The organism is Nocardia pseudovaccinii NBRC 100343, from assembly GCF_001613225.1.
In the GTDB taxonomy this organism is placed as follows: Bacteria; Actinomycetota; Actinomycetes; order Mycobacteriales; family Mycobacteriaceae; genus Nocardia; species Nocardia pseudovaccinii.
This window is the reverse complement of record NZ_BDBY01000397.1, coordinates 1-24,391: the sequence shown is the minus strand read 5'-3', so window position 1 is coordinate 24,391 and position 24,391 is coordinate 1. Positions and strand designations below refer to the sequence as shown.

Sequence of the window (24,391 nt, the reverse complement as noted above, 5' to 3'; positions counted from 1 at the left end):
TCGTAAGACTCGCTCCGTTGTGGCTGGTAATGCGGTGATCTGACGAACCGACGCACGGTCAGAGGTTTCCTCGCGCAGCCTGTTCGCGCTCTATCGCTTGGAAGAGTGCCTTGAAGTTGCCCTTGCCGAAACCGAGTGAGCCGTGGCGTTCGATGAGTTCGAAGAAGACGGTCGGGCGGTCGGTGAGCGGTTTGGTGAAGATCTGCAACAGGTAGCCGTCTTCGTCGCGGTCGACCAGGATGCCACGGCGCTGCAGCTCGCCCACCGGGACGCGGACGTGGCCGATGCGAGCGCGCAGTTCGGGGTCGGAGTAGTAGGTGTCCGGCGTTTCGAGGAATTCGACGCCCTCGCGGCGCAATACATCGACGCATTCGAGGATGTCGCTGGTGGCCAGCGCGATGTGCTGCACGCCGGGACCGCGGTAGAACTCCAGGTATTCATCGATCTGGGAACGCTTCTTACCCATCGCGGGTTCGTTGAGCGGGAACTTCACCCGGTGATTGCCATTGGCCACCACCTTGCTCATCAGCGCCGAGTATTCGGTGGCGATATCGTCGCCGACGAATTCGGCCATATTCGTGAATCCCATGACGCGGCGGTAGAACTCGACCCACTCGTCCATCATGCCGAGCTCGACATTGCCGACGACATGGTCGATGGCCTGGAACAGCCTGGTCGGAGTGCCGACGCGGGGCTGATATCCGGAGCGGCGGGCGACATATCCGGGCAGATACGGCCCGTAGTACTCGGAGCGGTCGATCAGCGTATGCCTGGTCTCGCCGTAGGTGGCCAGGGCGGCCGAGCGGACGGTGCCGAATTCGTCTGTGTCGTCATGTGGTTCGACCAGGACCGTCGCGCCGTGCGTCCGTGCCCATTCGATGCAGCGGTCCACATCCGGGACCTCGAGCGCGATATCCACAATGCCGTCGCCGTGCCGATCGTGGTGCGCGACCAGCGGGCTGTCCGGTGCGACCGCGCCGGTGACGACGAATCTGGCCGCACCGCTGCGCAGCACATAGGCCTTGTGATCGCGGTTGCCGGTCTCCGGCCCCGAGTAGGCCTCCAGCCGCATCCCGAAGGCGGATTCCAGGAAGTGCGCGGTCTGGGTCGCGTTGCCGACCACCCAGACCAGCGCGTCCCAGCCGATGACCGGGAACGGATCGATGCTGTCGTCGTGATCGACCAGCCCGACCAGGCGGCGCAACTCACCGTCGGTGGGCAGCGGGCCGCTCGGTCGTTGGGCATTCCGCAGATGCTCGATGGTCATGATCCAAGGAAATCGCCGCCCCATCGGATAGGCAACATCACCGATTTCGGTTAGACACTATGGCGAAATCGGCTAGCAGGTCGCCCCTGATGCTGGACAATTTGAATAGCACCACAAGTGACCCGCACCACGCCGGTCGCGCCCCGAACGGAGGCCGTCATGTCGCGCACGCCCGCGAAACTGGATGAACTCGATCTCGCCATCCTCACCGCGATGCACGAGTATCAGAAGGCGGGCATTCTCGAGCTGTCCCGGCGCACCCGGGTCGCCAGGGCCACCGTCCAGTCGCGCATCGCGCGGATGGAGGAGTCGGGCGTCATCTCCTCCTACGATCCGCAGATCGATGTCACCGCCGCGGGTTTCGATGTGCAGGCCTTCGTCACCCTGGAGATCGCACAGGGCGCGCTGGATGCGGTGGCGGCCGAACTCGACGCGATTCCCGGTGTGCTGGAGGCATATGCGACCACCGGCTCCGGCGATGTGCTGTGCCGGATCGGCGCGGATTCACATGCCGGGTTGCAGGCGGTGTTGTTGAGCATCGACCGGACGAGTTCGGTGGTGCGCTCGCACAGTGTGATCGTGCTGTCGACCGTGGTCGCGCACCGGACGCTGCCGCTGTTGCGCACGCTCACACCGACCGGAACGACGAAAGCGCCCGCCTACCGGGACAACCCGGAGCGCTGAATCCATCTAGGCTCGTACTTCCTGTGTCACCGGAGTACGAGATTTCGATGAGCGAGCCTGCCGAATCCACCACCGCAACACCCCATGCCCGCGCCACCTGGGCGGAACTATTCTTCGACCTGGTCCTCGTCTTCGCGGTCACCCAGACCGCGCATGTGCTCGGCCACCACACCTCGATCGGCACGCTGGGCCATGCGCTGGTGCTGCTGGCGCCGCTGTGGTGGGGGTGGGTCGGGGTCACCATCCTGGTGAATACCGTGGAGGAGAACAACGCTCAGCGCTTGGTGCTGTTCGGGTCCGGGCTGTGTATCTTCCTGATGGCGGTGGCCGCGCCCGCCGCACTGGACCAACCGCGCGGGGCCGCAATGGTTTTCGCGGGTGCGCATCTATTGCTGCGGATCGTCTTGGTCGTCGCGGTCACCCGCACGAACGGTTTCGCGACCACCATCAACCCCTTCAGCATCGGATTGGTCACCGGCATAGCGATTTTCGCGAGCGCGCCGCTGCCGCAGCATGCACGCATCTGGGTCTGGACCGGGGCGCTCGTGGTGCAGTTGGGCGCGCCGCTGCTGTACAGCAGGGCCGTGCGCAACCGGACGATCGGGGTTTCGCACCTCGCCGAGCGGTTCGGCCTGTTCATCATCATCGCGCTGGGCGAATCCGTGGTGGATGCGGGTGCGCAGGCGTCCGCGACCGGCCTCGATCCGGCGGTGGTGACCACGCTGGTGCTCGCCTTCATGGTCGGCCTCGGACTGTGGTGGATCTACTTCCATCGATCCGCGCGGCTGATCGAACATGCGCTGTCCACCATGCCCGCACCCGGGCTGATCGTGCGAGATGTGTTGAGCTACGGGCATTTCGCGCTGGTCACCGGGCTGGTGGCGGTCGCGGTCGGGCTCGGACATTCGGTCGCCGACCCCGGCCATACCGCGCACGGCGTTGCCGCAGCGCTGGCGCCGGGTGGCGCCGCGCTGTTCATGGTGGCACTGGTGGTCAATCGGTGGCGAATGCTCGGCAATGTGGCGACCACACGCGTTGTACCGGCCATCGCATTGATCGCCATCGCGCTGACCTCGTCGCTGCTGCCCGCCATCGTCGTGGTGGCGCTGACCGCGGCCGTGCTGGTAACCGCGAATATCGTTGAGCAACTGGTGGCCGCACCCGGTCGGCCGTTGCCCGCTGTGCGCGTCGGACGCCGCCGTTCGCGATAACGCCGCCGGTTCAGGGACGCAGATCCCCGTTCACGTCGAGGATTTCGACGCTCGGCCGCTTGTCGGCCTCCAGGAATGCGACCAGTGCGTTGGCTTCGGCATCCACCGCCGCGCATTCCGTGCTCGACCATTTCCGGGTCGGGGTGATGCGCAGCCGGGCGACACCCTTCTCCAGAAAGATCTTGTAGAAGCCCGCGAGAAAGCCGTCGACCAGGACCGGGGATACCGCGGTGGCGAATGCGCGCAGGGGTGGGGCCGTGCCGTCGGGGACGATCCTGGTTCGGTCCTGGTGCGAGAGGATCGCATTGTCGTACCAGCCGAGCAGGCGGACCGGCGCGGGCAGGTCGGGATCGGCGAGTTCGCCCTCGGCGATGTCGTAGAGGGTGCGGCCGCGCTCGTCGGTGTAGGTGCGCAGGCGGTCGCCGAGCTGTTCGACCGCGGCCTTCATGCCGGTCAGCTTCGACCAGGTCTGCATATCCATGGTGCTGGCCGGACCGAAGGCGCGCAGATAACGAAAGACCAGCTCCGCCAACGGATAACCATGTTCGAGCGGTGCCCCGAGCCAGGGTTCGACGCGGGACCAGACCGGCCTGCTGTTGTCCTTCCACCTGCCGCGCGGCGGAGTCTGCAATACGGGCAGTTGGTACAGCCAGGTCTGCAGCACCGCACCGGCATCGCGATCCGGGTAGATCGCCGCGGCCTTGGCGCGCAGGTCCGCCGCCGACATCGGCTCGTCACCGAGCGCGGCCTCGCCGTGCTCGCGTACCTCGTCCGGGTCCAACCCGACCATCGCGCCGTAGTTGAAACCCTTTCGGAAGGGGACCTTTTCGAGCTCGGGTTGGATATGCGGTGCGATGCGCAGCGCATCCGATGGCGTGACCATATGAATCGTGCCGCGCATCAAGGTGATTCGCACCAGCGAGCGATCCTCCAGTCCCGCCGAAACCGTCGCGGGATCGAAGTCCGCTATGCGGCTCCACAATCCGACGAACGGCGGCGGCGAATCCTGGGCCTGCAACCCCACCAGATGGTCACACATCTCCGGCACGGCCAACGCCGAACGCTCCAGCAGGTGCTGGCGGGCCAGCAATGTCCGATTCAGTACCCGATTAGACAGCATCTGCATAGCGATTCCATGAGGGGTGGTGGTCGGGCGACGAGTGAACCAGCTCCATGATCAGATCACCGTACCGGCGCGCACGGTTTGCCGCGCCGGACATCGAGCAGTCGGAGAATGCGCACGCGGCGGCTCATGGTCAGCGCAGGGTGACGACGACCTTGCCTGCGGCGGTGCGATTGTCGAGGGATGCCACGGCCTCGGCGGCACGGTCCAGCGGGTAGAGCACCGGTTCGGGCGGCGCGATTTTGCCCGCGGCGAGCAGGGGCTCGACCTCTTCCCACTGCTCGGTCAGGTAGCCCGGATGGGTCATCACCCATTCGCCCCAGGCCGCGCCGATCACCTCGACGTTCTTGAGCAGCAGTCGATTCACCTTGACCGTCGGGATCTCACCGGCGGTGAAGCCGACCACCAGCAGACGGCCCGCCGGAGCGAGGCTGCGGATGCTATCGGTGAACCGGTCGCCGCCGACCGGATCGAGCACGATATCCACACCGCGACCACCGGTCAGCTCCTTGACGGCCGCGAGCCAGCCGTCGGTCAGCACCACATCGGTGGCGCCGTTGGCACGGGCGACCGCCGCCTTCTCCTCGGTACTCACCACCGCGACGACCCGGCCCGCACCCAGCGCGACCGCCATCCGCAGCGTCGAGGTGCCGACGCCGCCCGCGGCGCCGTGCACCAGCACGGTCTCCCCCGCGGCCAGCCTGCCCCGGTTGCGCAGGCAGAAGTGCACGGTCAGATCGTTGAACAGGATTCCGGCCCCGGCCTGCAGAGATACGTTGTCCGGCAACCGGAAAACCATCTGCGACGGCACCACGGCAACCTCGGCGAGGGCATTGCCGAGCAACGTCAGCGCGACCACCCGATCCCCCGCCGCGACCTGCGCACCCTCCGGCGCCTCCCGCACGATCCCGGCCACCTCGCCACCGACGACGAACGGCAGCTCCGGCTTCATCTGGTACAGACCCCGCGTCATCAGCACATCGGGAAACGCCACCCCGGCCGCATGCACATCGATGACCACACCCCCGGGATACGCCGCGGGCTCGGCAATCTCGACGACCTCGATCGCCTCCGGCCCCTCCAGCTTGCTGACCTGGGCTGCGCGCATATGCCGACCTCTCTGTCCACTCGGCGCCACTCACATCATCACCGACGCACTGACTTACCTAACCACGGACCGTCACCGCCCTGTCCACACCACCCGTTTTTGCTATGCTGACCGCGACCTGAGGTGGGGACGAAGGGGGAGTTTTCGTGGTGGAGAAGACGGACGCGGGGACCCTGCGGGTCGACGCGGGCGCGCTGCAGAAATTCGCGAAGAATCTCGGCGATGAGGCGGACGGGGTCAAGAAGCTCAATGCCGGTGACGGCTTCGGCATCGCGGCAAACGCACTGCCCGGCACTCAATTCGGCACCGCGGTGCCACCGGTGACCGATGCCGTCAACCGCAGCCTGGCCCGAATCGGCGAGCGCCTCGAAAAGATCGCCTCGCTCACCCACAACGCAGCGGGCGCGTTCGAAGTCGCCGAGACCGACTTCGCGAACAACCTGAAGACGATCGGCCTGCAACTGCCATGACCCTCACCCTTGATGACGTAGCCAAGTGGGAGCCCGACCACCTCGATACCGCAGGCAATAACGCGGCCAAAATCTCGACGGACCTGGATGCCGCGGTCCGCAAAGGCACCGACGACACCGCGAAATTGGGGACCGACAAGACGTGGTCGGGCGCCGCGGCCGCTGCGGCCGATACTCGGATGGGGACCGAGCAGACCCGCGCATCGGCGGTGAGCCAGGCACTGCACGATCTGCAAACCGCCTTCACCTCCCAGGTGGACAATCTGCACAATGCCAAGCGCAAAGTCCTCTCGCTGCGCGACCTGGCCACCAACCCCGCTTGCCCGACCCCCGGCACGAAAACCGAGCCGGGCTTCCACGTCGCCTCGAACGGAACCGTCGATGCCAATGACCGAATCGCGTGGTACAAGGCAAATCTGAACGAGTCCGAAGCCAACCGGCTCACCGATCAGGCCACCCGCGACGCGGCATACTGGCAATCGGAGATCGTCAACGCGCTGGCACAGGCGGAATCGGTAGCCGAACAAGCGAAAAAGCAGGTGGATCAGGCCGCCTCGAAACTCCAGAGCGCATTCGACGGCCTCGGCGACCCGAATGTCGTTGCGTCACAAACGCAGAACCCCAGCACAACACCGGCCTCCACCACCTCTGCCACGAGCAAGCCCAGCTATGTGACCAGCAGCCACCACGGCAGCGGTTCCGGGACGTCCTCCGGCGGTTCGTATTCCGGAGCCACCGGTGGTACGCACAACGCCACCGGGGCGATGCCGACAGGCGACGTCGCGGAATGGATCAAGAAGGCCAAGGCCAAGTTGATCGAAATGGGATACAGCCCGGATCAGATCGATGAGCGGGCCCTGGCCATGATCATCGAGCACGAGTCCGGTGGCAACCCCTTGATCGTCAACGATTGGGACAGCAATGCCGCCGCGGGCCACCCGTCGAAGGGATTGATGCAGACAATCGACAGCACCTTCAACGCATATATGGCGCCCGGCCACGAGAACATCTACGACCCGGTCGACAACATCATCGCCGGAACTCGCTACGCCATCGACCGGTACGGCTCCCTGTCCAATGTCCCGGGCGTAGCGGCCGTCAACAGTGGTGGGGCCTACCAGGGCTACTGACCGGGGTAGCACCGGTGCGGGTGCGGTGCGTGCCGGGGGCGGGGATCAGGCGAAGCTCTGATTGCTTTCGGCCGAGGCGGCGCGGAGTTCGGCGATGGCAGTGGGACCGACGCCGTGCAGTGCGGCGAGATCACGTTCGGTCCATGCGGTCAGGTCGGCCAGGCGGTGGATTCCGGCGGCGGCCAGGGCGCGTTCGGCCGGTTTGCCGAGTTTTGCGGGGAGGTCGGAGTCGGGCATGGCCCCATACTGCCCCGTGGGACCGACAACTGTGAGTAGAGGCGGCTCGACGCGAGTGTGTGACGTACGCCCCGTAAAGTCGTCTCAGAACAGCAGCGTAAGAGAACGCGGCACACCGTGCAGCGCGAGGAGCACCAGTGTCACTCGATCAGCCACTCGCCCCGCTTCCCCAGGAGGGCATGGGGTTTGCTTCGGCGTGGCCCATCCGGGCTGGCGATGTAGATCCGTACAACCGCTTGCGGTTCGACGCCGTCGCCCGTTATCTGCAGGACATCGCCTGGGAACAACTGCAACAGACGAATCTGCATACGACCGATCCGAGCTGGATCGTGCGTCGTACGGTCATCGACGTCATCCGGCCGATCCTGTGGCCCGACCAGGTGCGACTGCTGCGGTGGTGTTCGAGCATGTCCACCCGGTGGACGAATATGCGGGTGCGCATCACCAGCGCGAACGGCGGATTGATCGAGACCGAGGGCTTCTGGATCAATATCAGCGAGTCCAACAATATGCCCGCCAGGATCAGCGACGAGGGCCTGTCCTACCTGGCGCAGACCACCAAGGAGCACCGCCTGCGCTGGCGGCCCTATCTCACCGACGCCACCCCGCCGGAATCGGATACCGATATGCCGTTCCCGGTGCGGGCCACCGACATCGACCAGTACAACCACGTCAACAATGCCTGTTACTGGCAGGCAGTGGAACAGTTCCTGGTCGAATACCCCAAGCTGGTCGCCGGGCCGCATCGCGCGGTGATCGAGTATGTCGCGCCGGTGCTGGCTCGTCAGCATGTCACCGTGCGCAGCCGCTACGAACCGGGCGACCGCTCCGGACGGCCGGTGCTGCGGTTATGGTTCGTGGTCGGCGGCACCACCACGACCGTCGTGCGCATCATGCCGTTGTGAAGAAAACCGGCTCCGTTCGCTGGGAACGGAGCCGGTCGCTGTTCAGCCGCGCGCGGCCTCGAGCAGATCCTCACGGGTGGTGAGCTTGACCCGCGGCCGGCCCGACGCCTTACCCGCGGACTTCTCCGCCGTATCGATCGCCTTCCAGCCCTCACGGTCGACCAGATCGGCCTGCCGCTGTCCGATCAGCGCCTTCAGCGCGGCCCGATCGGCCTGTGGCACACCGAGTTTGCCCGCGGTGAAGTCGGCGAGCAGGTGCTCGACGGTCTCCTCGGAGTCGATCCGGTTGGAGCCGATGACACCGCGCGGACCGCGCTTGATCCAGCCGCTCACGTACACACCGGGCACCGGAACACCGTCCTCGCCGATGACGCGGCCGTGCTCGTTGGGAACGACAGCGCGGCGCTCGTCGAACGGCAGATCCTTGATCGCTTTGCCCTTGTAGCCGATGGAACGCAAAACCAGTCCGGCGTCCAGGGTTTCGCTGCGATCGGTCGTGCGCGCCACCAATTGGCCGCTCTCGCTGACCAATTCGTTGTGCGCGAACTCCACCGACTCGACGTGATCGGCACCGTGCAGTGCCGTCGGCGAGACCAAGTAGCGGAAGACGATCCGCTTATTGGCCGGATCGCGCCGCCCCGCCGCGTATTCCTTGGCGAGGGTGTACTTCAGCTCCAGCGACGGCTCGACCTCGGGATCGTCCAGCAGCGCCTGACTGCCCGGGTCGAGCGTCAGGTCGGCCTCCTCGACGATGACATCGACACCCTTCAGATGCGTCAGCGCCAGGAACTCCGGCGAGGTGTAGGCCGCCTGCAGCGGGCCGCGCCGACCGAGCACGACGACCTCGCGGATATTGCTGCCGCGCAGCGCATCCAGGGCGTGGTCGGCGATATCGGTCTTGGCGAGTTCGTCCGGGTCCACGGTCAGCACACGGGCGACATCCAGCGCGACATTGCCGTTGCCGACGATCACCGCCCGCTCACCGGACAGGTCGAACTTGCGATCCGCGTAGTCCGGATGCCCGTTGTACCAGGCGACGAATTCGGTCGCGGAATGGCTGCCCGGCAGATCCTCGCCCGGCACGCCCAAACGACGGTCGGAGGACGCGCCGACGGCGTAGATGACCGCGTGGTGGTGCGCGAGCAGTTCCTCGTGGCTGACGTGCGTGCCGACCTCCACATTGAGGTAGTACTGCAGCGTTTCGCGCCGGAAGGCCGACTCGAACAGCCCGGAGACGGTCTTGGTGCCCGGGTGATCGGGGGCGACGCCCGCGCGCACCAGACCCCACGGCGTCGGCAGCCGATCGAACATCTCGACCTCGACATCGCAGCGGCGCAGCAACTCGTCGGCCGCATAACAGGCCGCGGGCCCCGCGCCGACGATCGCGACGCGCAGCGTGCCGAGTTCCTTGGGCGGACGCGCGGGCGTGACGATCGGATCGAAGTTCGATTCGAGTGGATGCCGCTGGAAGTAGGCGGCGTTGATGTCACGGAACCTGGCCAGCGACGCGGTCAGATCATCCTCGGAGAAGATGGCCTCCACCGGGCACGCGTCGACGCAGGCACCGCAGTCGATACAGGTGTCGGGGTCGATGTAGAGCATCTCGGTCGTCGCGAATTCCGGCTGGTCCGGGGTGGGACGGATGCAATCGACCGGGCACTCAGTGACGCAGCTGGCGTCGTTGCAACAACGCTGCGTGATTACGTAGGCCATATTGTGCAGATCCTCGAAAATGTACCTGGGCTATAGCCACCCAAGGGGGTCGGGAGTGGTCGGGAGCGTCGTCGTCACGGTGCCCGGCGGGGGTGCCCCATGAGGCGCCGTGATTGTGATGCCGCTTTCAGTTTGCCTCGAGTGTGTTCGAGGCCTCTCCTCCGGAGGGCTTACGGTATCTCCATGGTGCGGACTCTGATCCTCATGCGGCACGGTAAGTCGTCCTATCCCGACGGTATCTCCGATCACGAACGCCCGCTCGCTCCGCGTGGTCAGCGCGAGGCCGGACTTGCCGGTCAGTGGTTACGCGAGACCCAGCCGCCGATCGATGCGGTACGGTGCTCGACCGCCACCCGTACGCGGGAAACGCTGGCCGCGACCGGAGTTACCGCGCCGGTGGTCTACGAGGCGGGCATCTACGAGGCGTCGCCGCGCACGCTCATCGAATTGGTCCAGCTCAGCGATGACGATGTCACAACACTGCTGGTCATCGGGCATGCGCCCGGAATGCCGTGGACGGCATGGGAGTTGGCGAGCAATCGCGACTCCGATCCGGCGATCGAGCTCAGCCGGAAATTCCCCACGTCGGCGCTGGCGGTGCTCGAATTCGACCGGCCGTGGGCGCAGGTGGACGAGGGCACCGGCGATCTGGTGCGCTTCCACATTCCGCGCTGATCGCGGACGGCGTCAGTGCAATAGTTTGCCGCCGACGACCACGACGACGCCGAGGACGACGAGCAGCACGAACGCGGCGAATCCGCCGAGCAGCCACCACACGACGCCGAGCGCCAGCACGAACGGCGCCACCGCGATAGCGGTGATCACGGGGCTTTCCTTGACCGTGGCCCAGGCCGAGCGGGCCCTGATCCGGTCGATGTCCTTACCTGGCATGCCACCAGGGTAGGTGCGAAAACTCGTTCTCGCCGTCGAGCTGATGGGATGCTCTGCAGATGGATTGGAAAATCGAACTGGTCGCAATCCCGGTGACCGACGTGGACCGCGCCAAGGACTTCTACACCAAGATCGGCTTCAACGCCGACCACGACCACCGCGTCGACGAGACCCTGCGCTTCGTCCAACTGACCCCACCGGGCTCCGGCTGTTCCATCTGCATCGGTGAGGGCATCACCGACGCCGCACCGGGCAGCGTCGAAGGCATGCAGGTGGTCGTCGCGAGCGCCGAAGACGCGTACCAGCAGCTGGTCGCGGCGGGTGTGGACGCGTCGCCGGTGGTGGATATGGGCTGGGGCCTGTTCACCTTCTTCACCGACCCCGACGGCAACAAGTGGGCGGTGCAGGAGCTGCCCAAGCGCGACTGACTATCGGTCCAACTGATTGAGCTGGATAGTGAGTGGGCACGGTGAGGTGGTCGTGTATGTGCCGGTCATCTCGCCGTCGTCTACGTAACCCAGTTCGTCGGTGAGTCGCAACGAGAGCAGGCTTATCGGGCGTGTCAGGTCGATGATCCAGTAGTTCGGAATCCCGGCATCGGCGTACTCGCTGCGCTTGATCTTGTAATCCATCCGCCTGGAACCGGGTGAAACGATCTCGACCACAATATGGACACAGGCTGCCCGGATCGTGCCGCCTTCGTCCTCCACCCGCTCGTATTCGCTGCTGTCCACCACCACCAAGTCTGGCCGACGGACCGTCGCGGGCTCGTCGTCGGGGACGAGTTCCAGATTGATATCGACATCCGGAACCGCGATCAGTTCCGGCGGCAGTTGCTGACGCACCTGATTGAACACAAGTCCGCCAACCACGTTGTGGCGCGGCCTCGGTGACGGCGACATCACGAGAATCCCCTCCTGCAGCTCCCAGTGGACTTGATCGTCCTCGCCGAGTGCCTCGTACTCGGCGATATTCAACAGCCGCCATGGCTCAGGAAGTGCCGTCACCCTCGCTCCTCAGCTCGCCCCACCCTGGTCGGCTCCAGTGTCCCACGCAAGGTACCGGCACGGCTGCAAGCAAAACCGGTGTTCGGCAGAATTGAGGCTTGCTTGGAGTGCGCTCCAAGTTATTAACGTCGGTTGTGTTCATCGAGAAGGGCGAGTGCAGTGGGTGGAGCCGTAGGTCAAGTTGTCGGTGATCAGCAAGTCGATGCGGATCGGGAGAAGCCGCAGTATTCGATCGGCGAGGCCGCCGATCGGTCGGGACTGAGTCGCGACACGCTGCGCTGGTACGAGCGGATCGGGCTGATGAACTACATCGGGCGCGATCACGCCGGGAAGCGGCGGTTCAGCAATCGCGATCTGGAGTGGTTGGCGTTGATCGGCAGGTTGCGCACCACCGGGATGTCGGTGGCGGACATGGTCCGCTACGCCGAATTGGTGCGGGAGGGGGAATCCACTGTGCCCGAGCGGCTGCAGATGTTCCGCAATACCCGCTCGGAGGTGCTCGCCAAGATCGACGAACTCCGTCAGACCCTGGCCGTACTCGATTACAAGATCGACCTGTATGAGGGCAAGACCGCCGCCGTCAAACCGGCCGCACTCACACAACCATGCGAAGGGATCAAAATATGAATTCACTTCCGACCGCGGCATTGGGCGCCAGCGGCATCCAGGTGGGTGCACAAGGCTTGGGCTGCATGGGAATCAGCGATTTCTACGGGCCCTCGGACCTCACCGAATCGCGGGCGACCCTGGATCGCGCACTGGAACTCGGCGTCACCCTGTTCGATACGGCCGACATGTACGGCGCGGGTCACAACGAGGAATTCCTGAGCGATTTCGTGCGCGCCAACCGCGACCGGGTGGTCCTCGCCACCAAGTTCGGCATTGCCCGCAAGGCCGACGACCCCACCTACCGCGGCATCGACAACTCTCCCGAATACCTCCGCAAGGCGGTCGATGCCAGCCTGCGCCGCCTCGGCATCGACACCATCGATCTGTACTACATGCACCGCCGCGATCCGGCGGTCCCGATCGAGGAATCGGTCGGCGCGATGGCCGAGCTCGTCGCACAGGGCAAGGTGCGGGCACTCGGCCTGTCCGAGGTGACCGGCAAGGAACTGCACGCGGCCCATGCGGTGCATCCGATCGCGGCCGTGCAGTCCGAATGGTCGCTGTTCTCCAGGGATGTCGAGCGCAGCGCGGTCCCCACCGCCGCCGAACTCGGCGTGACATTCGTGCCGTACTCACCGCTCGGTCGCGGATTCCTCACCGGATCCTTCACCGCGGCAGGCGACTTGGCGGATGGCAAGGATTTCCGGCACATGCAGCCGCGCTACTCGGGCGATAACGCCGCACACAACGTCGAACTGCTCGCCCCACTGCGCGCCATCGCGGACGAGCGCGGAATCTCGCTCGCGCAAGTGGCATTGGCGTGGGTGCACGCCCAGGCGGATGTGCACGGACTGACGGTGGTCCCGATTCCGGGCACCCGCAGCCGCACCCGGCTCGCCGATAACGTCGCCGCCGCGACCATTTCGCTCACCGCCGACGAATTGGCCACCCTGGACCCGATCGCCGACAAGGTCGCCGGTGACCGGTACGCGGATATGTCTTTCACCTCCGTCGGCCGGGAATGACCGACCACCCAGCAGATCAGGAGGCATCGGTGTCCACACTGACGCTCAATGTCCGATTCACCGCCAAGCCCGGTCACGAGACCGAACTGCGCGAGACGCTCGAGGATCTGGTCGCGCCGACGCTCGCCGAGGCGGGCTGCATCGCCTATGAGCTGTATCTGCACCCGAGCGATCCGAGCCGGGTGGTGCTGCTCGAGGAGTGGGTCGACGGGGCGGCGCTCGCGACGCATTTCGAAACCCCGCATCTGCAGGAGGCCGCGGTCGTATTGAACGAGATCCTGATCGAGCCGTTCCAACTCCGGCGGTTCCACGAGGTCGCCTGATCCCCAGCACAGCACGGTGAACCGGACCGCAGTCCGGGCACCGTGCTGCTCTACTATCCGGACCATGGAGTCCCCCGGCAGACGCGTGTTCATCGATAAGCAGACACCCGAGGCGTTTCGAGCGCTGAACACCGTGGCAAGCACGGTCCGCGCGGCCGGTGCCGCGGCCGGACTCGACCGCAGGCTCATCGAACTGATCAACGTGCGCGTCTCGCAGCTCAACGGCTGCGCCTACTGCCTGGACGTGCACCATCGCGCCGCCGTCGCGGCCGGTGCCACCGAGCGCGAACTCGCCGTGCTGTCCGCGTGGCAGCGAACCGAGCTGTACACGCCGCTGGAGCGGGCCGCGCTGGCACTTGCCGAGCTCACCACCACGCTGCCGGACGAGGCCACGCTGGACCGTGAGTACGCTCTGGCACGGGAACATTTATCGGATGAGCAGGTCTCGGCGATCCTCTGGGTCGCCACCACGATCGGCGCGTTCAACCGCGTGTCGATTCTGAGCAAGCACCCGGTACGCCCGACGAAGGAGAAGTCGACCATGACCGAATCGACCCCCGGAAACAAGGTCGCTCGCAACGACGAGAAGAATCGCTACGAGGTGTTCTACGGCGGCGAACTGGCCGGATTCGCCGACTACGAGGAGCGCGACGACGAGACGGTGTTCATCCACACCGAGATCGATGGCGCGTTTTCCGGTAAGGGCCTCGGCACCGTCTTGGCCAAGAATGCGATCGAGGATGCGATCGGCCGCGGCCGGGTGATCCGGCCGCTTTGCCCGTTCATCAAGGCCTACCTGGAGAAGCATCCGCAATACGACGAGCACGTCGTCGGCAAGGGCGTCACCCGATGAGCGATTTGGATCCGCATCCGGAGGAAGCGGTGTGCGAGGCCACACCGGGTCCCGGTCCGGTGGCGGAGCTCTATCCGGCGCGCGAGGTCCCGCTCGGCGGGGTGCGCGGCGTTTATGTGGAACGCGTACTGCCGCAACGTGATCTGCCGACCGTCGGCGCCTGGTGCTTCCTCGATCACTTCGGCTCGCCCACGGTCACCAAGACGGGTGTGTCACCGGATATCGATCCGCATCCGCATATCGGATTGCAGACGGTGACCTGGCCGTTCGACGGACGCATCCGCCACCGCGATTCGATCGGCTCCGATGTGGAGATCGAGCCCGGACAGCTGAATCTGATGACCTCCGGCCGCGGCATCGCGCATTCCGAATACGGCGTCGCGGGCGCGCACGCCGGGCACGGCCTGCAGCTGTGGATCGCGTTGCCCGGCAACAGCCTCGGGATCGATCCGCATTTCGAACAGCATCGTGAGCTGCCGGTCTACGAGGCACCCGGGGTGCGAGCGATCGTGCTGATCGGCACGTTCGCCGGACTCACCTCGCCCGCCAAGGCGTACACACCGATCGTCGGGGCGGATGTGCGAATCGAACCGGGCATCGACACCACCATCGCCCTGGATCCCGATTTCGAGCACGCGCTCATGGTGATCGAGGGCAGTGTCGCAGCCGATGGCACCGAAATCGCCTCCGGCCCACTGCTCTACCTGGGCACCGGACGCGACCAGTTACGGCTCAGTAGCGCCGAGGGCGCGCATTTCGCGCTCATCGGCGGCGAGCCGTTCGGCGAGGAATTGGTGATGTGGTGGAACTTCGTCGGCCGCAGCCATGAGGACATCGTCGAGGCCCGAAACGATTGGGAGAAAAACGTTGTCGAGCGTTTCGCCGATATCGCGGGTCACACACCGGAACAGCGCATTCCGGCCCCGCCCCTGCCCGGTCTGCATCTGAAGCCCCGTAAACGTCGCATGGGTTCGGCCAGGAGCTGAATCCGAAGCACCACAAAACAATCGGGACTTTCTCTAATGCGTTGGAATCGGTAAGAAAACCCTTCAACATCCGATCACGAAACGGTATCTTCGTTCGGAACAAACCGGACATTCCGCGCCGGTGGTCGGATGAAAGAGCAGGATGAGGATCTCCAGAATCACCGCGACGGCGCTGCTTGCACTCGCGGCCACCACGATCGGCACCGGCGTCGTACACGCGGAACCCGCACCGCCCGTACCGAATTCGACCGCCGACGTACCACTCGACCTGCAGGGCTTCTTCCAGCACATCGGCTATCACGTCGCGGCGACCGAGAATCGCCACGCCGTGGTGACGACGATTTCCGAGGGACGCTGGGACCTGGTCCGCGACAACAAGGTCATCTCGCTGACCGATGCCAACGGACAGGTGGTCGCCGCGCTGCCGACCGCGGTGAAGATCGCCGGACACCGGATCGATCTGGTGCCTGCCATCGATGCGGCGGGCACCCGGCTCTCGCTCACCCCGATCAGCACGACCGATGATCCGGTGCGGGAGGTGAGCACCGAGCAGCGCTTCTTCGATCAGGTCGAGAAGTCCATGCCGCAGGTGCTGACCGGTGCCGCGATCGGTGCGGCCATCGGATTCGTCCTCGGTTTCCCGCTCGGTCTTTTCGTCTTCGACTTCGTCACCGTCCCGGTCATGACCGTGGTCGGCGGGGCCATCGGTGCCTTCGCCGGTTTGTCCGCCGGTGGCGGTGAACCGGCCGTTCAGGCGGCGATGGATTACTTCGATCTCAATCCCTGAGCGAGCCGATATCGTCGTGCGGCAGCAGGCGCTGGGTCCCGATGACGCGCAATAGATCCAGCTTCTCCGCGGCATCGGTGCCCGGACGCGGCATATAGACCAGTAGCCGCTGTGCCGCGTTCGGGGTCAGCAGGGTTTCGCAGACCGTATCGATCGCCCCCACCTCGGGGTGCAGGATCCGCTTGATATCCGAAGTCCGCACCGCCACTTCGTGTTCGTGCCACAGCTGCTCGAATTCCATACTCGCGGTACGCAATCGACTCACGAATTCGGTGACGTCGGCATCGCCGGATCGGCGCGCCGCGGTGGCCCTCAGATCCGCGACGTGGTTGCGGCCCAACCGATCCCAGTCGTCCTCGGGGAACAGCGATCGCCCCTGCGGGTCGGTGAACCAGCGCCAGGCATAGAACCGGTCCCAGCCGCGCCGATTCGCATGGTCGCCGACCAGCAGGGTATGCATGCGATTCTGCACCAAAACCTCGCCGAGATCGGTGATGACGGTGGCCGCGGTGTCGTCGAGCTTGGCCAGCACGTGCATGATCCCCGGAGCGACATGCTTGTCGGCCACCTCGCGCCCGGGCGGCGCGTGATCGCACAGGTGGTAGAGATGGTCGCGCTCGTCGTTGCTGAAACGCAGCGCCCGCGCCAGCGCGGCCAGCACCTGGGTGGAGGGCCGCGGGCCCCGGGACTGTTCGAGGCGGGTGTAGTAGTCGGTGGACATCCCGGCCAGCAGCGCCACCTCATCCCGGCGCAGACCGGGCGTGCGTCGGCGCACGCCCGGTGGCAGCCCGACATCCGCGGGCGTCAGCTGTTCGCGACGCCTGCGCAGGAAATCGGCCAGTTCGGAACGGTCCATGTCACCACTGTCCCGCAATACCCGCCGCCGAGCCAGGGATCGGCGGTCCCCCGATAAGCGATCTCTGCCGCAACCCTCCAGCAGGGGTCAGGCTTATCCCATGACGACATCGAAGATCACCACCATGCTCGGCGACACCGGCCCCGCGGTCGGCCGCATCGGACTCGGCGCCATGGGCATGTCCGGCATGTACGGCACCGCTGACGACGCCGAATCGATTGCCACCATCCACGCCGCACTGGACTCCGGCGCCAACCTCATCGATACCGGCGATTTCTACGGCGCCGGTCACAACGAGATGCTGATCGGCAAGGCCATTGCCGAGCGTCCCCGCGAGGATGTGGTGCTCAGCGTGAAGTTCGGTGCACTGCGCGGGCCGGGCGGTACCTGGGGCGGCTCCGACAATCGCCCCGTCGCGCTGCGCAACTTCCTCACTTACAGCCTGCAGCGCCTCGGCGTGGATTACATCGATATCTACCGTCCCGCGCGCTTGGACCCGAGTGTCCCGATCGAGGAGACGATCGGCGCCACGGCCGAACTCGTCCAGGCGGGCTATATCCGGCACATCGGCCTGTCCGAGGTCGGCGTCGACACCATTCGCCGGGCCGCCGCCGTGCACCCGATCGCCGATCTGCAGATCGAATATTCGCTGATCTCCCGTGGGATCGAGGCCGAAATCCTGCCCGCGGTAAGGGAACTCGGCATCGGCATCACGGCCTATGGTGTACTGTCGCGTGGTCTGCTCAGCGATTCGGTTCGCCCGGGTGTGACCTTCGCGCCGACCGACTTCCGCGCCCACAGCCCGCGCTTCCAGGGTGAAAATCTCGACCAGAACCTGAAATTGGTCGACGCTCTCGCGAATATCGCTGCGGAGAAGGATGTTTCGGTCGCACAACTGGCCATTGCCTGGGTGCTGACCCGGGGCACGGATATCGTGCCGATCCTCGGCGCGCGCACTCGTCAACGCTGGTCGGAATCCCTTGGAGCCGTGGATATCCAGCTCGACGCCGATGAACTGGCGACCATCGAGGCCGCGGTGCCCGCGGATCAGATCGCGGGCGAGCGTTATGCGCAAGCGCAGATGGCGCTGCTGGACAGCGAGCGCTGACGTGGTTTACGGGAGGGCGCGCGCTCGGGCCGCCCTCCCGACCGGGTCGATCGATCACATCCGCCGTGGCCGAATAACCGCCGTGAATGCCGATGCGGCAATGGACTTTCCGGTGCTATCGGTGATATCCACCGGCACCTCCAGCTCGACATCGACCCGCGCCGCGATATCGGCGCGGACCTTTTCCAAGGTTTCGGCGGTCAACTCGGAGGTCGCGAGAAACGGACCCGCGTCGCCCTTGGCCCGCGCCAGATATTCGATCCGGCCGTCGCGGGCGACGATGAACGTCTCACCCATGAGGTCGACGATGCCCGAGATCGACGCGCCCATCGCCGCCGTCTCGGCCAGGCCGAACAGCACCGCGGCATGCAGATCACCGTTGTGGTTGAGATGTTCGGACTTCGGCGCGATCGTCACGACATTGCGGCCCGCGCTGAACTCCACTCCTTCGATACCGGCGAACTGGATAAATCCCAGCTTCTGAAATCCGGCCATCACCAGATCGCCCATGGCCGCGTCGTCCATCGCATCTCCCACCGAACTGAAACGTGTTCTAATTTCATACCCCGGCGGGATAGCGGTTGTCCACCGGGTCAGGAAGAAGAGTGCGTGAGTGTGACGACCAGGTAGCCGAGTCCGAGTACCACGCACAGCACATTCGCCACCATGGCTCCGATTGCCCAGCCTCGCGCCTTCTTGGACGCGTCGATCGCGCCCGCGACGTCGCCCGCGATCCACTTCGAATGCACCTGGGTACCGAAGACGATCGCGACCAGCCCGACCGCCGTTCCCACCAGGCAGGTCAGCGTGCCGATAATCGTGGCGACGACCGCGAAGCCCAGATGTGCCGGTGGTTCGAACTGGGGCTGGGCAGGCGGGTAGCCATAGCCGGGCTGTTGTCCATACGTCATGGGTGGGGATCCCGTCTCGAAGTCGGCGGCCGAGCCCGGCATTTCGGGCCGTACCAGCCTACGAACACAACCTTGCACCGTGGCCGATGATCGCGCGATCGGCTCGGCTTGGGCACAATTGACAACGGTGGCATGTCTATCGCGATTGGATAATGCATGACGGCGTTGGCGCGGAAAGCGGCGGAAAAGCCGATGTGTCTGCGGCCGATCGGGCGGTAGGGCCGATGTACGACCCGACCTCCGATATCGATCGGATCATCGCGCAGCAGGTGGGTTGGTCCACGGCCGACGACCATCTGCTCTACACCTGCGGTGTCATCGACTTCCTGCTGCACGACCGGCTTGCCGAACTGCCGACCCGAGCCACCATGGTCCGGACCGAATTCGAGGAAATATGCCTGGCCGAGGGCCCTGCCGTCTGGTTTCAGTGGCGGGCGGTCGGGGACGGGACCTGGAATCGCAACAGCGTGACGGCTGTCGGCACGCTGTCCTTCGTGGCGGCGGCCCATCTCGGCAACGCCATGGCGAACCGCTCGCGACGCCGCCAGGCCGAGGCCGGACTGCGCCCGCGCTGGGTGGCCGAACGCCCCGGCTCGGTAATGGTTTCGGACCGGCGGATGTACTGCTACAACGCCGATCATTCGTTCTCGGTGCATTGGTCGGGTCTGGAAATGGTGGATATGCCCGGGCCCGACCGGCTGATCTGCCGTTATCCGGACCGAAACGGCAATCCACATCTCCTCCAAGTCCAAAGCCCATGGGCCGTACTGATTTTCGCACTGGCGGCACACACTCAGTTCCCGAGCCACCCGCTCTTGCAATCGGGTAACTGGCTACCGGCGGGGTTCGAGGAAAAGTGCCACATCGCAGGCAAAACCTGCCCGCGAGTACGTCATCGGTGATACGCCCTCGGCAGCCGGTAGCCGCGCTCGGCGAGGATCGTGCGCAGCAGTCCGGGGCGGTTGGCGATCCCGACCAAGGCGACGCACCCGGCTGACCTTCCAGCAGAAATTGCTGCCCGCGAAGTACGTCGGGCAGTTCGTGAACTTGTTGCTCGGCTCGGGGCTGATCTCGATCAGAACTCTACGGCCGGTCAAAGATGTCGTCCCGTTGCAAGTCCGCACGAGTCAGGGTTCGAAATGTGCCGGGATCGGCGGCGAACTGGGCCATTCCGTCGCGGATCTGTGCGGCAACCTCGGTTCTGCGGTGCTCGGCACGCAAGCGGCGCAGTTCCTCGCGTTCAGCTTTGAGCTGCTGGTACTCGCTGAGGCTCACGATCACCTCGACGACCCCGTCGGGACCCGTAATGACACGATGCGGGTCACCGGCTGGTAGTGGGCTAGCGGGCGGCATCTGCCCGTAGTAGGCGAATCCGCGTCCGCGGCCCTGATCCCGACCACAGCGGATAGCAGCTGGACGACGCAAAACGGCCCCCGCTCCGGAGAGCGGGGGCCGAATGCTGTTACCGGGGTCAGCGGTAGTCGCTGAAACCGTAATCGTCGAGCGGGACCGCGGCACCGGTGGTGGTGCCGAAGCTGTCGGGGCTGTAGTAGGTGTCGTCGTAGGACGGCACCGCGTACGCCGCGGCACGAGCCTCTTCGGTCGGCTGGACCTGGATGTTGCGGTAGCGGTTGATACCGGTACCGGCCGGGATCAGCTTGCCGATGATCACGTTTTCCTTGAGGCCGATGAGCTTGTCCGAGCGGCAGTTGATGGCCGCGTCGGTCAGGACTCGGGTGGTCTCCTGGAAGGATGCCGCCGACAGCCACGAATCGGTCGCGAGCGACGCCTTCGTGATACCCATCAGCACCGGGCGACCCGCCGCGGGCTCATTGCCCTCGGCGACGACGCGACGGTTGGAGGCCTCGAACTCGGAACGCTCGGTGAGCGAACCGGGCAGGAACTCCGTGGCACCCGAATCGATGATCGTCACGCGACGCAGCATCTGGCGCACGATGACCTCGATGTGCTTGTCGTGAATCGACACACCCTGCGAGCGGTAGACCTCCTGGACCTCGTGGACCAGGTGGATCTGCACCTGACGGGGGCCCATCACGCGCAGCACCTCGTGCGGATCCGCCGCGCCTTCCAGCAGCTGCTGGCCGACCTCGACGTGGTCACCGTCGGAGAGCAGACGCTCGGTGCCGTCGTCGTGCTTGAACACACGCAGACGCTGACGCTTCGAGAGCTTGTCGTAGACAACCTCTTCGCCACCGTCATCCGGGATGATGGTGATCTTGTAGAAGCGATCGTCGTCCTCGAGCCGCACCCGACCCGAGACCTCCGCGATCGGCGCCTTGCCCTTGGGCACACGAGCCTCGAAGAGCTCCTGCACACGGGGCAGACCGCCGGTGATGTCGTCACCCGCGACACCACCCTGGTGGAAGGTGCGCATGGTCAGCTGGGTACCGGGCTCACCGATGGACTGCGCGGCGACGATACCGACGGCCTCACCGATGTCGACCAGCTTGCCGGTCGCCATCGAGCGGCCGTAGCAGGTCGCGCAGACGCCGGTGCCGGTCGTGCAGGTCAGCACGGAGCGAACCTTCACATCGGTGATACCCGCGTCGAGCAGCGCCTCGATGGCCGGGTCGCCGAGATCGGCGCCCTTACCCACCACGACGTTGCCCTTGGCATCCAGCGCGTCCGCCGCGAGGGTACGGGCGTAGGCACTGGTCTCCACGTGCGCGTCCCGGATCAGCGAGCCATCGAGCTGCTTCTCCGCGATCGGCACCAGGATGCCGCGCTCGGTGCCACAGTCGTGCTCGCGCACGATGACGTCCTGCGAGACGTCCACCAGACGCCGGGTCAGGTAACCCGAGTCGGCGGTACGAAGCGCGGTGTCGGCCAGGCCCTTACGAGCACCGTGGGTGTTGATGAAGTACTCCAGCACCGTCAGGCCCTCACGGAAGGAGGACTTGATCGGCCGCGGGATGAACTCACCCTTCGGGTTGGTAACCAGGCCCTTCATACCGGCGAGGGTACGAGTCTGGGTGAAGTTACCGGTCGCGCCCGAGTCGACGATCGTGATGATCGGGTTGTCGGCCGGGTAGTGCGAACGCAGCGCCTTACCGACCTCTTCGGTAGCTTCCTGCCAGATCTTGACCAGGGCGTTGTTGCGCTCCTGGTGATCGAGCGCACCACGCTGGTACTTCTTCTCGATCTGATCGGACTGCGCCTCGTAGCGCTCCATGATCTCGGTCTTCTCCGGCGGAACGAGCACGTCCGACATCGAGACCGTCACGCCGGAACGGGTGGCCCAGTAGAAGCCCGCGTCCTTCAGCTTGTCGACGGTCTGCGCGACCACGATCATCGGGTAGCGCTCGGCCAGATCGTTGATGATCGTGGCCTGACGCTTCTTCGGCATCTGCTCGTTGATGAACGCGTAGTCCGCCGGGAGCAGCTCATTGAACAGCACGCGCCCGAGGGTGGTCTCGGCGATCCACGCGTCGCCGCGGTTCCAGCCGTCCGGGAACTGCTCCGCCTCGATTGCCTTCGGCGGGCGCTGGTCGGTGAGACGCACCTTGATCAGCGAACGCACGGTGAGCTCGGCGCGGTCCACCGCCATCTGCGCCTCGGCGGGCGAGGAGTACACGCCCTGCTCCGGTGCGTCCTTGGTGGCCGCCTGGTACTCGCCCTTCGCGCCCTCTTCCAGGCGGGTCAGGTAGTACAGACCGGTCACCATGTCCAGACGCGGCATGGCCAGCGGACGACCCGAGGCAGGCGACAGGATGTTGTTCGAGGACAGCATCAGGATGCGGGCCTCGGCCTGCGCCTCCGCGGACAGCGGCAGGTGCACGGCCATCTGGTCACCGTCGAAGTCGGCGTTGAACGCCTCACAGACGAGCGGGTGCAGCTGGATGGCCTTACCCTCCACCAGCTGCGGCTCGAAGGCCTGGATGCCGAGGCGGTGCAGGGTGGGCGCACGGTTCAGCAGCACCGGGTGTTCGGCGATGACCTCTTCGAGGACATCCCACACCTGAGGACGCTGCCGCTCGACCATCCGCTTGGCGGACTTGATGTTCTGCGCGTGGTTCAGATCGACAAGACGCTTCATCACGAACGGCTTGAACAGCTCCAGCGCCATCAGCTTCGGCAGACCACACTGGTGCAGCTTCAGCTGCGGACCGACGACGATGACCGAACGGCCCGAGTAGTCGACGCGCTTACCGAGCAGGTTCTGACGGAAACGACCCTGCTTACCCTTGAGCAGATCGCTCAGCGACTTCAGCGGGCGGTTACCCGGTCCGGTGACCGGGCGGCCACGGCGGCCGTTGTCGAAGAGTGCGTCCACGGACTCCTGCAGCATCCGCTTCTCGTTGTTGACGATGATCTCGGGCGCGCCGAGATCGATCAGTCGCTTGAGGCGGTTGTTGCGGTTGATCACGCGGCGGTACAGGTCGTTCAGGTCGGAGGTGGCGAAGCGGCCACCATCGAGCTGAACCATCGGGCGCAGCTCCGGCGGGATCACCGGAACGGCGTCGAGCACCATGCCCATGGGCGAGTTGCCGTTGGCCTGGAAGGCCGCGACAACCTTGAGCCGCTTGAGCGCGCGCAGCTTCTTCTGGCCCTTACCGCTGCGGATGGTCTCGCGCAGCGATTCGGCCTCGGCGTCGATGTCGAAGTTCTCCATCAGCTTCTGGATGGACTCCGCACCCATGGCGCCGGTGAAGTACTCGCCGTAGCGGTCGATCAGCTCGCGGTAGAGCACCTCATCGACGATGAGCTGCTTGACCGAGAGCTTGGTGAAGGTGCTCCAGATCTCGTCGAGCCGGTCCAGCTCGCGCTGGGCGCGGTCGCGCAGCTGACGCATCTCGCGCTCGCCGCCGTCCTTGACCTTGCGACGGACATCGGACTTGGCGCCCTCGGCCTCGAGCTCGGCCAGATCGGCCTCGAGCTTCTGGGCGCGGGCCTCGAGATCGGCGTCACGCTGATCGGCGACGGCCTTCTTCTCGACCTCCATCTCGGCCTCGAGCGTGGAGAGCTCGTTGTGACGCAGCTCCTCGTCGACGCCGACGATGACGTAGGCGGCGAAGTAGATGATCTTTTCCAGATCCTTCGGCGCCAGGTCGAGCAGGTATCCGAGGCGCGAAGGCACGCCCTTGAAGTACCAGATGTGGGTAACCGGAGCGGCCAGCTCGATGTGGCCCATCCGCTCACGGCGCACCTTGGCGCGAGTCACCTCGA

The 24,391-nt window shown here is 65.4% G+C and carries 27 protein-coding genes and 1 pseudogene; 17 read left to right on the top strand and 11 right to left on the bottom strand.

The features are described 5' to 3' along the window. Window positions 1–58: 58 nt before the first annotated feature. A complete protein-coding gene (gene hppD, locus NP3_RS42805) occupies window positions 59–1,267 on the bottom strand; it encodes a 4-hydroxyphenylpyruvate dioxygenase (protein ID WP_063047411.1) in 1,209 nt (402 codons plus the stop codon). A gap of 159 nt (window positions 1,268–1,426) precedes the next feature. Here hppD and NP3_RS42800 point away from each other — a divergent pair, with 159 nt between their 5' ends. Further along, window positions 1,427–1,951: an Lrp/AsnC family transcriptional regulator gene (locus tag NP3_RS42800; protein WP_063047414.1), complete on the top strand. Its 525-nt coding sequence runs from the start codon at window positions 1,427–1,429 to the stop codon at window positions 1,949–1,951. Between the two features lie 47 nt (window positions 1,952–1,998). Then, entirely contained in the window at window positions 1,999–3,162 is a 1,164-nt protein-coding gene (locus NP3_RS42795) for a low temperature requirement protein A (RefSeq protein WP_063825063.1), read from the top strand. Window positions 3,163–3,172: 10 nt separating this feature from the next. On the opposite strand, the gene NP3_RS42790 is transcribed toward NP3_RS42795, so the two are convergent. Both NP3_RS42790 and NP3_RS42785 read right to left on the bottom strand, forming a co-directional pair. Continuing rightward, window positions 3,173–4,282 carry a winged helix DNA-binding domain-containing protein gene (locus tag NP3_RS42790; protein ID WP_063047413.1) on the bottom strand — a complete coding sequence of 370 codons (1,110 nt, stop codon included), beginning with the start codon at window positions 4,280–4,282 and terminating at the stop codon, window positions 3,173–3,175. 136 nt (window positions 4,283–4,418) lie between these two features. Then, window positions 4,419–5,393 carry an NADPH:quinone oxidoreductase family protein gene (locus tag NP3_RS42785; protein ID WP_063047409.1) on the bottom strand — a complete coding sequence of 325 codons (975 nt, stop codon included), beginning with the start codon at window positions 5,391–5,393 and terminating at the stop codon, window positions 4,419–4,421. 146 nt (window positions 5,394–5,539) lie between these two features. On the opposite strand from NP3_RS42785, the gene NP3_RS42780 reads away from it, so the two are divergent. Further along, window positions 5,540–5,863, top strand: a complete 324-nt coding sequence (locus NP3_RS42780) for a type VII secretion target (RefSeq protein WP_063047408.1) — start codon at window positions 5,540–5,542, stop codon at window positions 5,861–5,863. After that, window positions 5,860–6,993, top strand: a complete 1,134-nt coding sequence (locus tag NP3_RS42775; RefSeq protein ID WP_063047407.1) for a transglycosylase SLT domain-containing protein — start codon at window positions 5,860–5,862, stop codon at window positions 6,991–6,993. Before NP3_RS42780 ends, NP3_RS42775 begins: the two co-directional genes overlap by 4 nt. A gap of 45 nt (window positions 6,994–7,038) precedes the next feature. Here the strand turns inward: NP3_RS42775 and NP3_RS42770 are convergent, their stop codons facing one another. Continuing rightward, on the bottom strand, window positions 7,039–7,230 hold the full coding sequence (locus NP3_RS42770) for a helix-hairpin-helix domain-containing protein (RefSeq protein WP_063047406.1): 192 nt from the start codon (window positions 7,228–7,230) through the stop codon (window positions 7,039–7,041). A gap of 137 nt (window positions 7,231–7,367) precedes the next feature. On the opposite strand from NP3_RS42770, the gene NP3_RS42765 reads away from it, so the two are divergent. Continuing rightward, complete coding sequence (locus tag NP3_RS42765) at window positions 7,368–8,135, top strand: acyl-[acyl-carrier-protein] thioesterase (protein ID WP_063047405.1); 768 nt, start codon at window positions 7,368–7,370, stop codon at window positions 8,133–8,135. 42 nt (window positions 8,136–8,177) lie between these two features. Here NP3_RS42765 and NP3_RS42760 read toward each other — a convergent pair whose 3' ends face one another. After that, window positions 8,178–9,848 carry an FAD-dependent oxidoreductase gene (locus NP3_RS42760; RefSeq protein ID WP_063047404.1) on the bottom strand — a complete coding sequence of 557 codons (1,671 nt, stop codon included), beginning with the start codon at window positions 9,846–9,848 and terminating at the stop codon, window positions 8,178–8,180. 183 nt (window positions 9,849–10,031) lie between these two features. On the opposite strand from NP3_RS42760, the gene NP3_RS42755 reads away from it, so the two are divergent. After that, entirely contained in the window at window positions 10,032–10,523 is a 492-nt protein-coding gene (locus NP3_RS42755) for a SixA phosphatase family protein (protein WP_063047403.1), read from the top strand. Between the two features lie 12 nt (window positions 10,524–10,535). Here the strand turns inward: NP3_RS42755 and NP3_RS42750 are convergent, their stop codons facing one another. Then, the gene (locus tag NP3_RS42750) at window positions 10,536–10,739 is read right to left on the bottom strand and encodes a hypothetical protein (protein ID WP_062983850.1); all 204 of its coding nucleotides are present in this window, start codon (window positions 10,737–10,739) and stop codon (window positions 10,536–10,538) included. Between the two features lie 59 nt (window positions 10,740–10,798). Between NP3_RS42750 and NP3_RS42745 the strand changes: the two genes are divergently transcribed. Further along, window positions 10,799–11,167: a glyoxalase superfamily protein gene (locus tag NP3_RS42745; protein ID WP_063047402.1), complete on the top strand. Its 369-nt coding sequence runs from the start codon at window positions 10,799–10,801 to the stop codon at window positions 11,165–11,167. On the opposite strand, the gene NP3_RS42740 is transcribed toward NP3_RS42745, so the two are convergent. After that, on the bottom strand, window positions 11,168–11,746 hold the full coding sequence (locus NP3_RS42740; RefSeq protein WP_063047401.1) for a Uma2 family endonuclease: 579 nt from the start codon (window positions 11,744–11,746) through the stop codon (window positions 11,168–11,170). Window positions 11,747–11,905: 159 nt separating this feature from the next. Between NP3_RS42740 and NP3_RS42735 the strand changes: the two genes are divergently transcribed. From NP3_RS42735 to NP3_RS42710, 7 genes and pseudogenes are all read left to right on the top strand, one after another. Next, entirely contained in the window at window positions 11,906–12,373 is a 468-nt protein-coding gene (locus NP3_RS42735; protein ID WP_084509643.1) for a MerR family transcriptional regulator, read from the top strand. Beyond that, complete coding sequence (locus NP3_RS42730; protein WP_084509642.1) at window positions 12,370–13,380, top strand: aldo/keto reductase; 1,011 nt, start codon at window positions 12,370–12,372, stop codon at window positions 13,378–13,380. The genes NP3_RS42735 and NP3_RS42730 overlap by 4 nt, the downstream gene beginning before the upstream one ends. Window positions 13,381–13,409: 29 nt before the next feature. Beyond that, the gene (locus tag NP3_RS42725) at window positions 13,410–13,703 is read left to right on the top strand and encodes a putative quinol monooxygenase (RefSeq protein WP_169814681.1); all 294 of its coding nucleotides are present in this window, start codon (window positions 13,410–13,412) and stop codon (window positions 13,701–13,703) included. A 64-nt stretch (window positions 13,704–13,767) separates the two neighbouring features. Continuing rightward, window positions 13,768–14,226, top strand: a pseudogene (locus NP3_RS51855) (carboxymuconolactone decarboxylase family protein); the annotation flags it as partial. A gap of 18 nt (window positions 14,227–14,244) precedes the next feature. Continuing rightward, complete coding sequence (locus NP3_RS51850; RefSeq protein WP_444980803.1) at window positions 14,245–14,556, top strand: GNAT family N-acetyltransferase; 312 nt, start codon at window positions 14,245–14,247, stop codon at window positions 14,554–14,556. Next, on the top strand, window positions 14,553–15,542 hold the full coding sequence (locus tag NP3_RS42715; RefSeq protein ID WP_063047397.1) for a pirin family protein: 990 nt from the start codon (window positions 14,553–14,555) through the stop codon (window positions 15,540–15,542). Before NP3_RS51850 ends, NP3_RS42715 begins: the two co-directional genes overlap by 4 nt. A gap of 142 nt (window positions 15,543–15,684) precedes the next feature. After that, a complete protein-coding gene (locus tag NP3_RS42710) occupies window positions 15,685–16,329 on the top strand; it encodes a DUF8020 domain-containing protein (protein WP_063047396.1) in 645 nt (214 codons plus the stop codon). On the opposite strand, the gene NP3_RS42705 is transcribed toward NP3_RS42710, so the two are convergent. Further along, window positions 16,319–17,185 carry a helix-turn-helix transcriptional regulator gene (locus tag NP3_RS42705; RefSeq protein ID WP_063047395.1) on the bottom strand — a complete coding sequence of 289 codons (867 nt, stop codon included), beginning with the start codon at window positions 17,183–17,185 and terminating at the stop codon, window positions 16,319–16,321. The genes NP3_RS42710 and NP3_RS42705 overlap by 11 nt on opposite strands. 100 nt (window positions 17,186–17,285) lie before the next feature. Here NP3_RS42705 and NP3_RS42700 point away from each other — a divergent pair, with 100 nt between their 5' ends. Continuing rightward, window positions 17,286–18,293 carry an aldo/keto reductase gene (locus NP3_RS42700; RefSeq protein WP_063047394.1) on the top strand — a complete coding sequence of 336 codons (1,008 nt, stop codon included), beginning with the start codon at window positions 17,286–17,288 and terminating at the stop codon, window positions 18,291–18,293. 54 nt (window positions 18,294–18,347) lie between these two features. On the opposite strand, the gene NP3_RS42695 is transcribed toward NP3_RS42700, so the two are convergent. Beyond that, window positions 18,348–18,818, bottom strand: a complete 471-nt coding sequence (locus tag NP3_RS42695; RefSeq protein WP_063047393.1) for a PaaI family thioesterase — start codon at window positions 18,816–18,818, stop codon at window positions 18,348–18,350. A gap of 68 nt (window positions 18,819–18,886) precedes the next feature. Next, window positions 18,887–19,204 carry a CD225/dispanin family protein gene (locus NP3_RS42690; RefSeq protein ID WP_169814680.1) on the bottom strand — a complete coding sequence of 106 codons (318 nt, stop codon included), beginning with the start codon at window positions 19,202–19,204 and terminating at the stop codon, window positions 18,887–18,889. Between the two features lie 152 nt (window positions 19,205–19,356). Here NP3_RS42690 and NP3_RS42685 point away from each other — a divergent pair, with 152 nt between their 5' ends. Both NP3_RS42685 and NP3_RS42680 read left to right on the top strand, forming a co-directional pair. Next, a complete protein-coding gene (locus tag NP3_RS42685) occupies window positions 19,357–20,106 on the top strand; it encodes a hypothetical protein (protein WP_063047391.1) in 750 nt (249 codons plus the stop codon). A 109-nt stretch (window positions 20,107–20,215) separates the two neighbouring features. Further along, window positions 20,216–20,539: a hypothetical protein gene (locus NP3_RS42680; RefSeq protein ID WP_063047390.1), complete on the top strand. Its 324-nt coding sequence runs from the start codon at window positions 20,216–20,218 to the stop codon at window positions 20,537–20,539. Between the two features lie 136 nt (window positions 20,540–20,675). Here the strand turns inward: NP3_RS42680 and NP3_RS42675 are convergent. Next, window positions 20,676–24,391: DNA-directed RNA polymerase subunit beta' (locus tag NP3_RS42675; RefSeq protein ID WP_063047389.1), on the bottom strand; the 3,716-nt coding region annotated here is incomplete at its 5' end.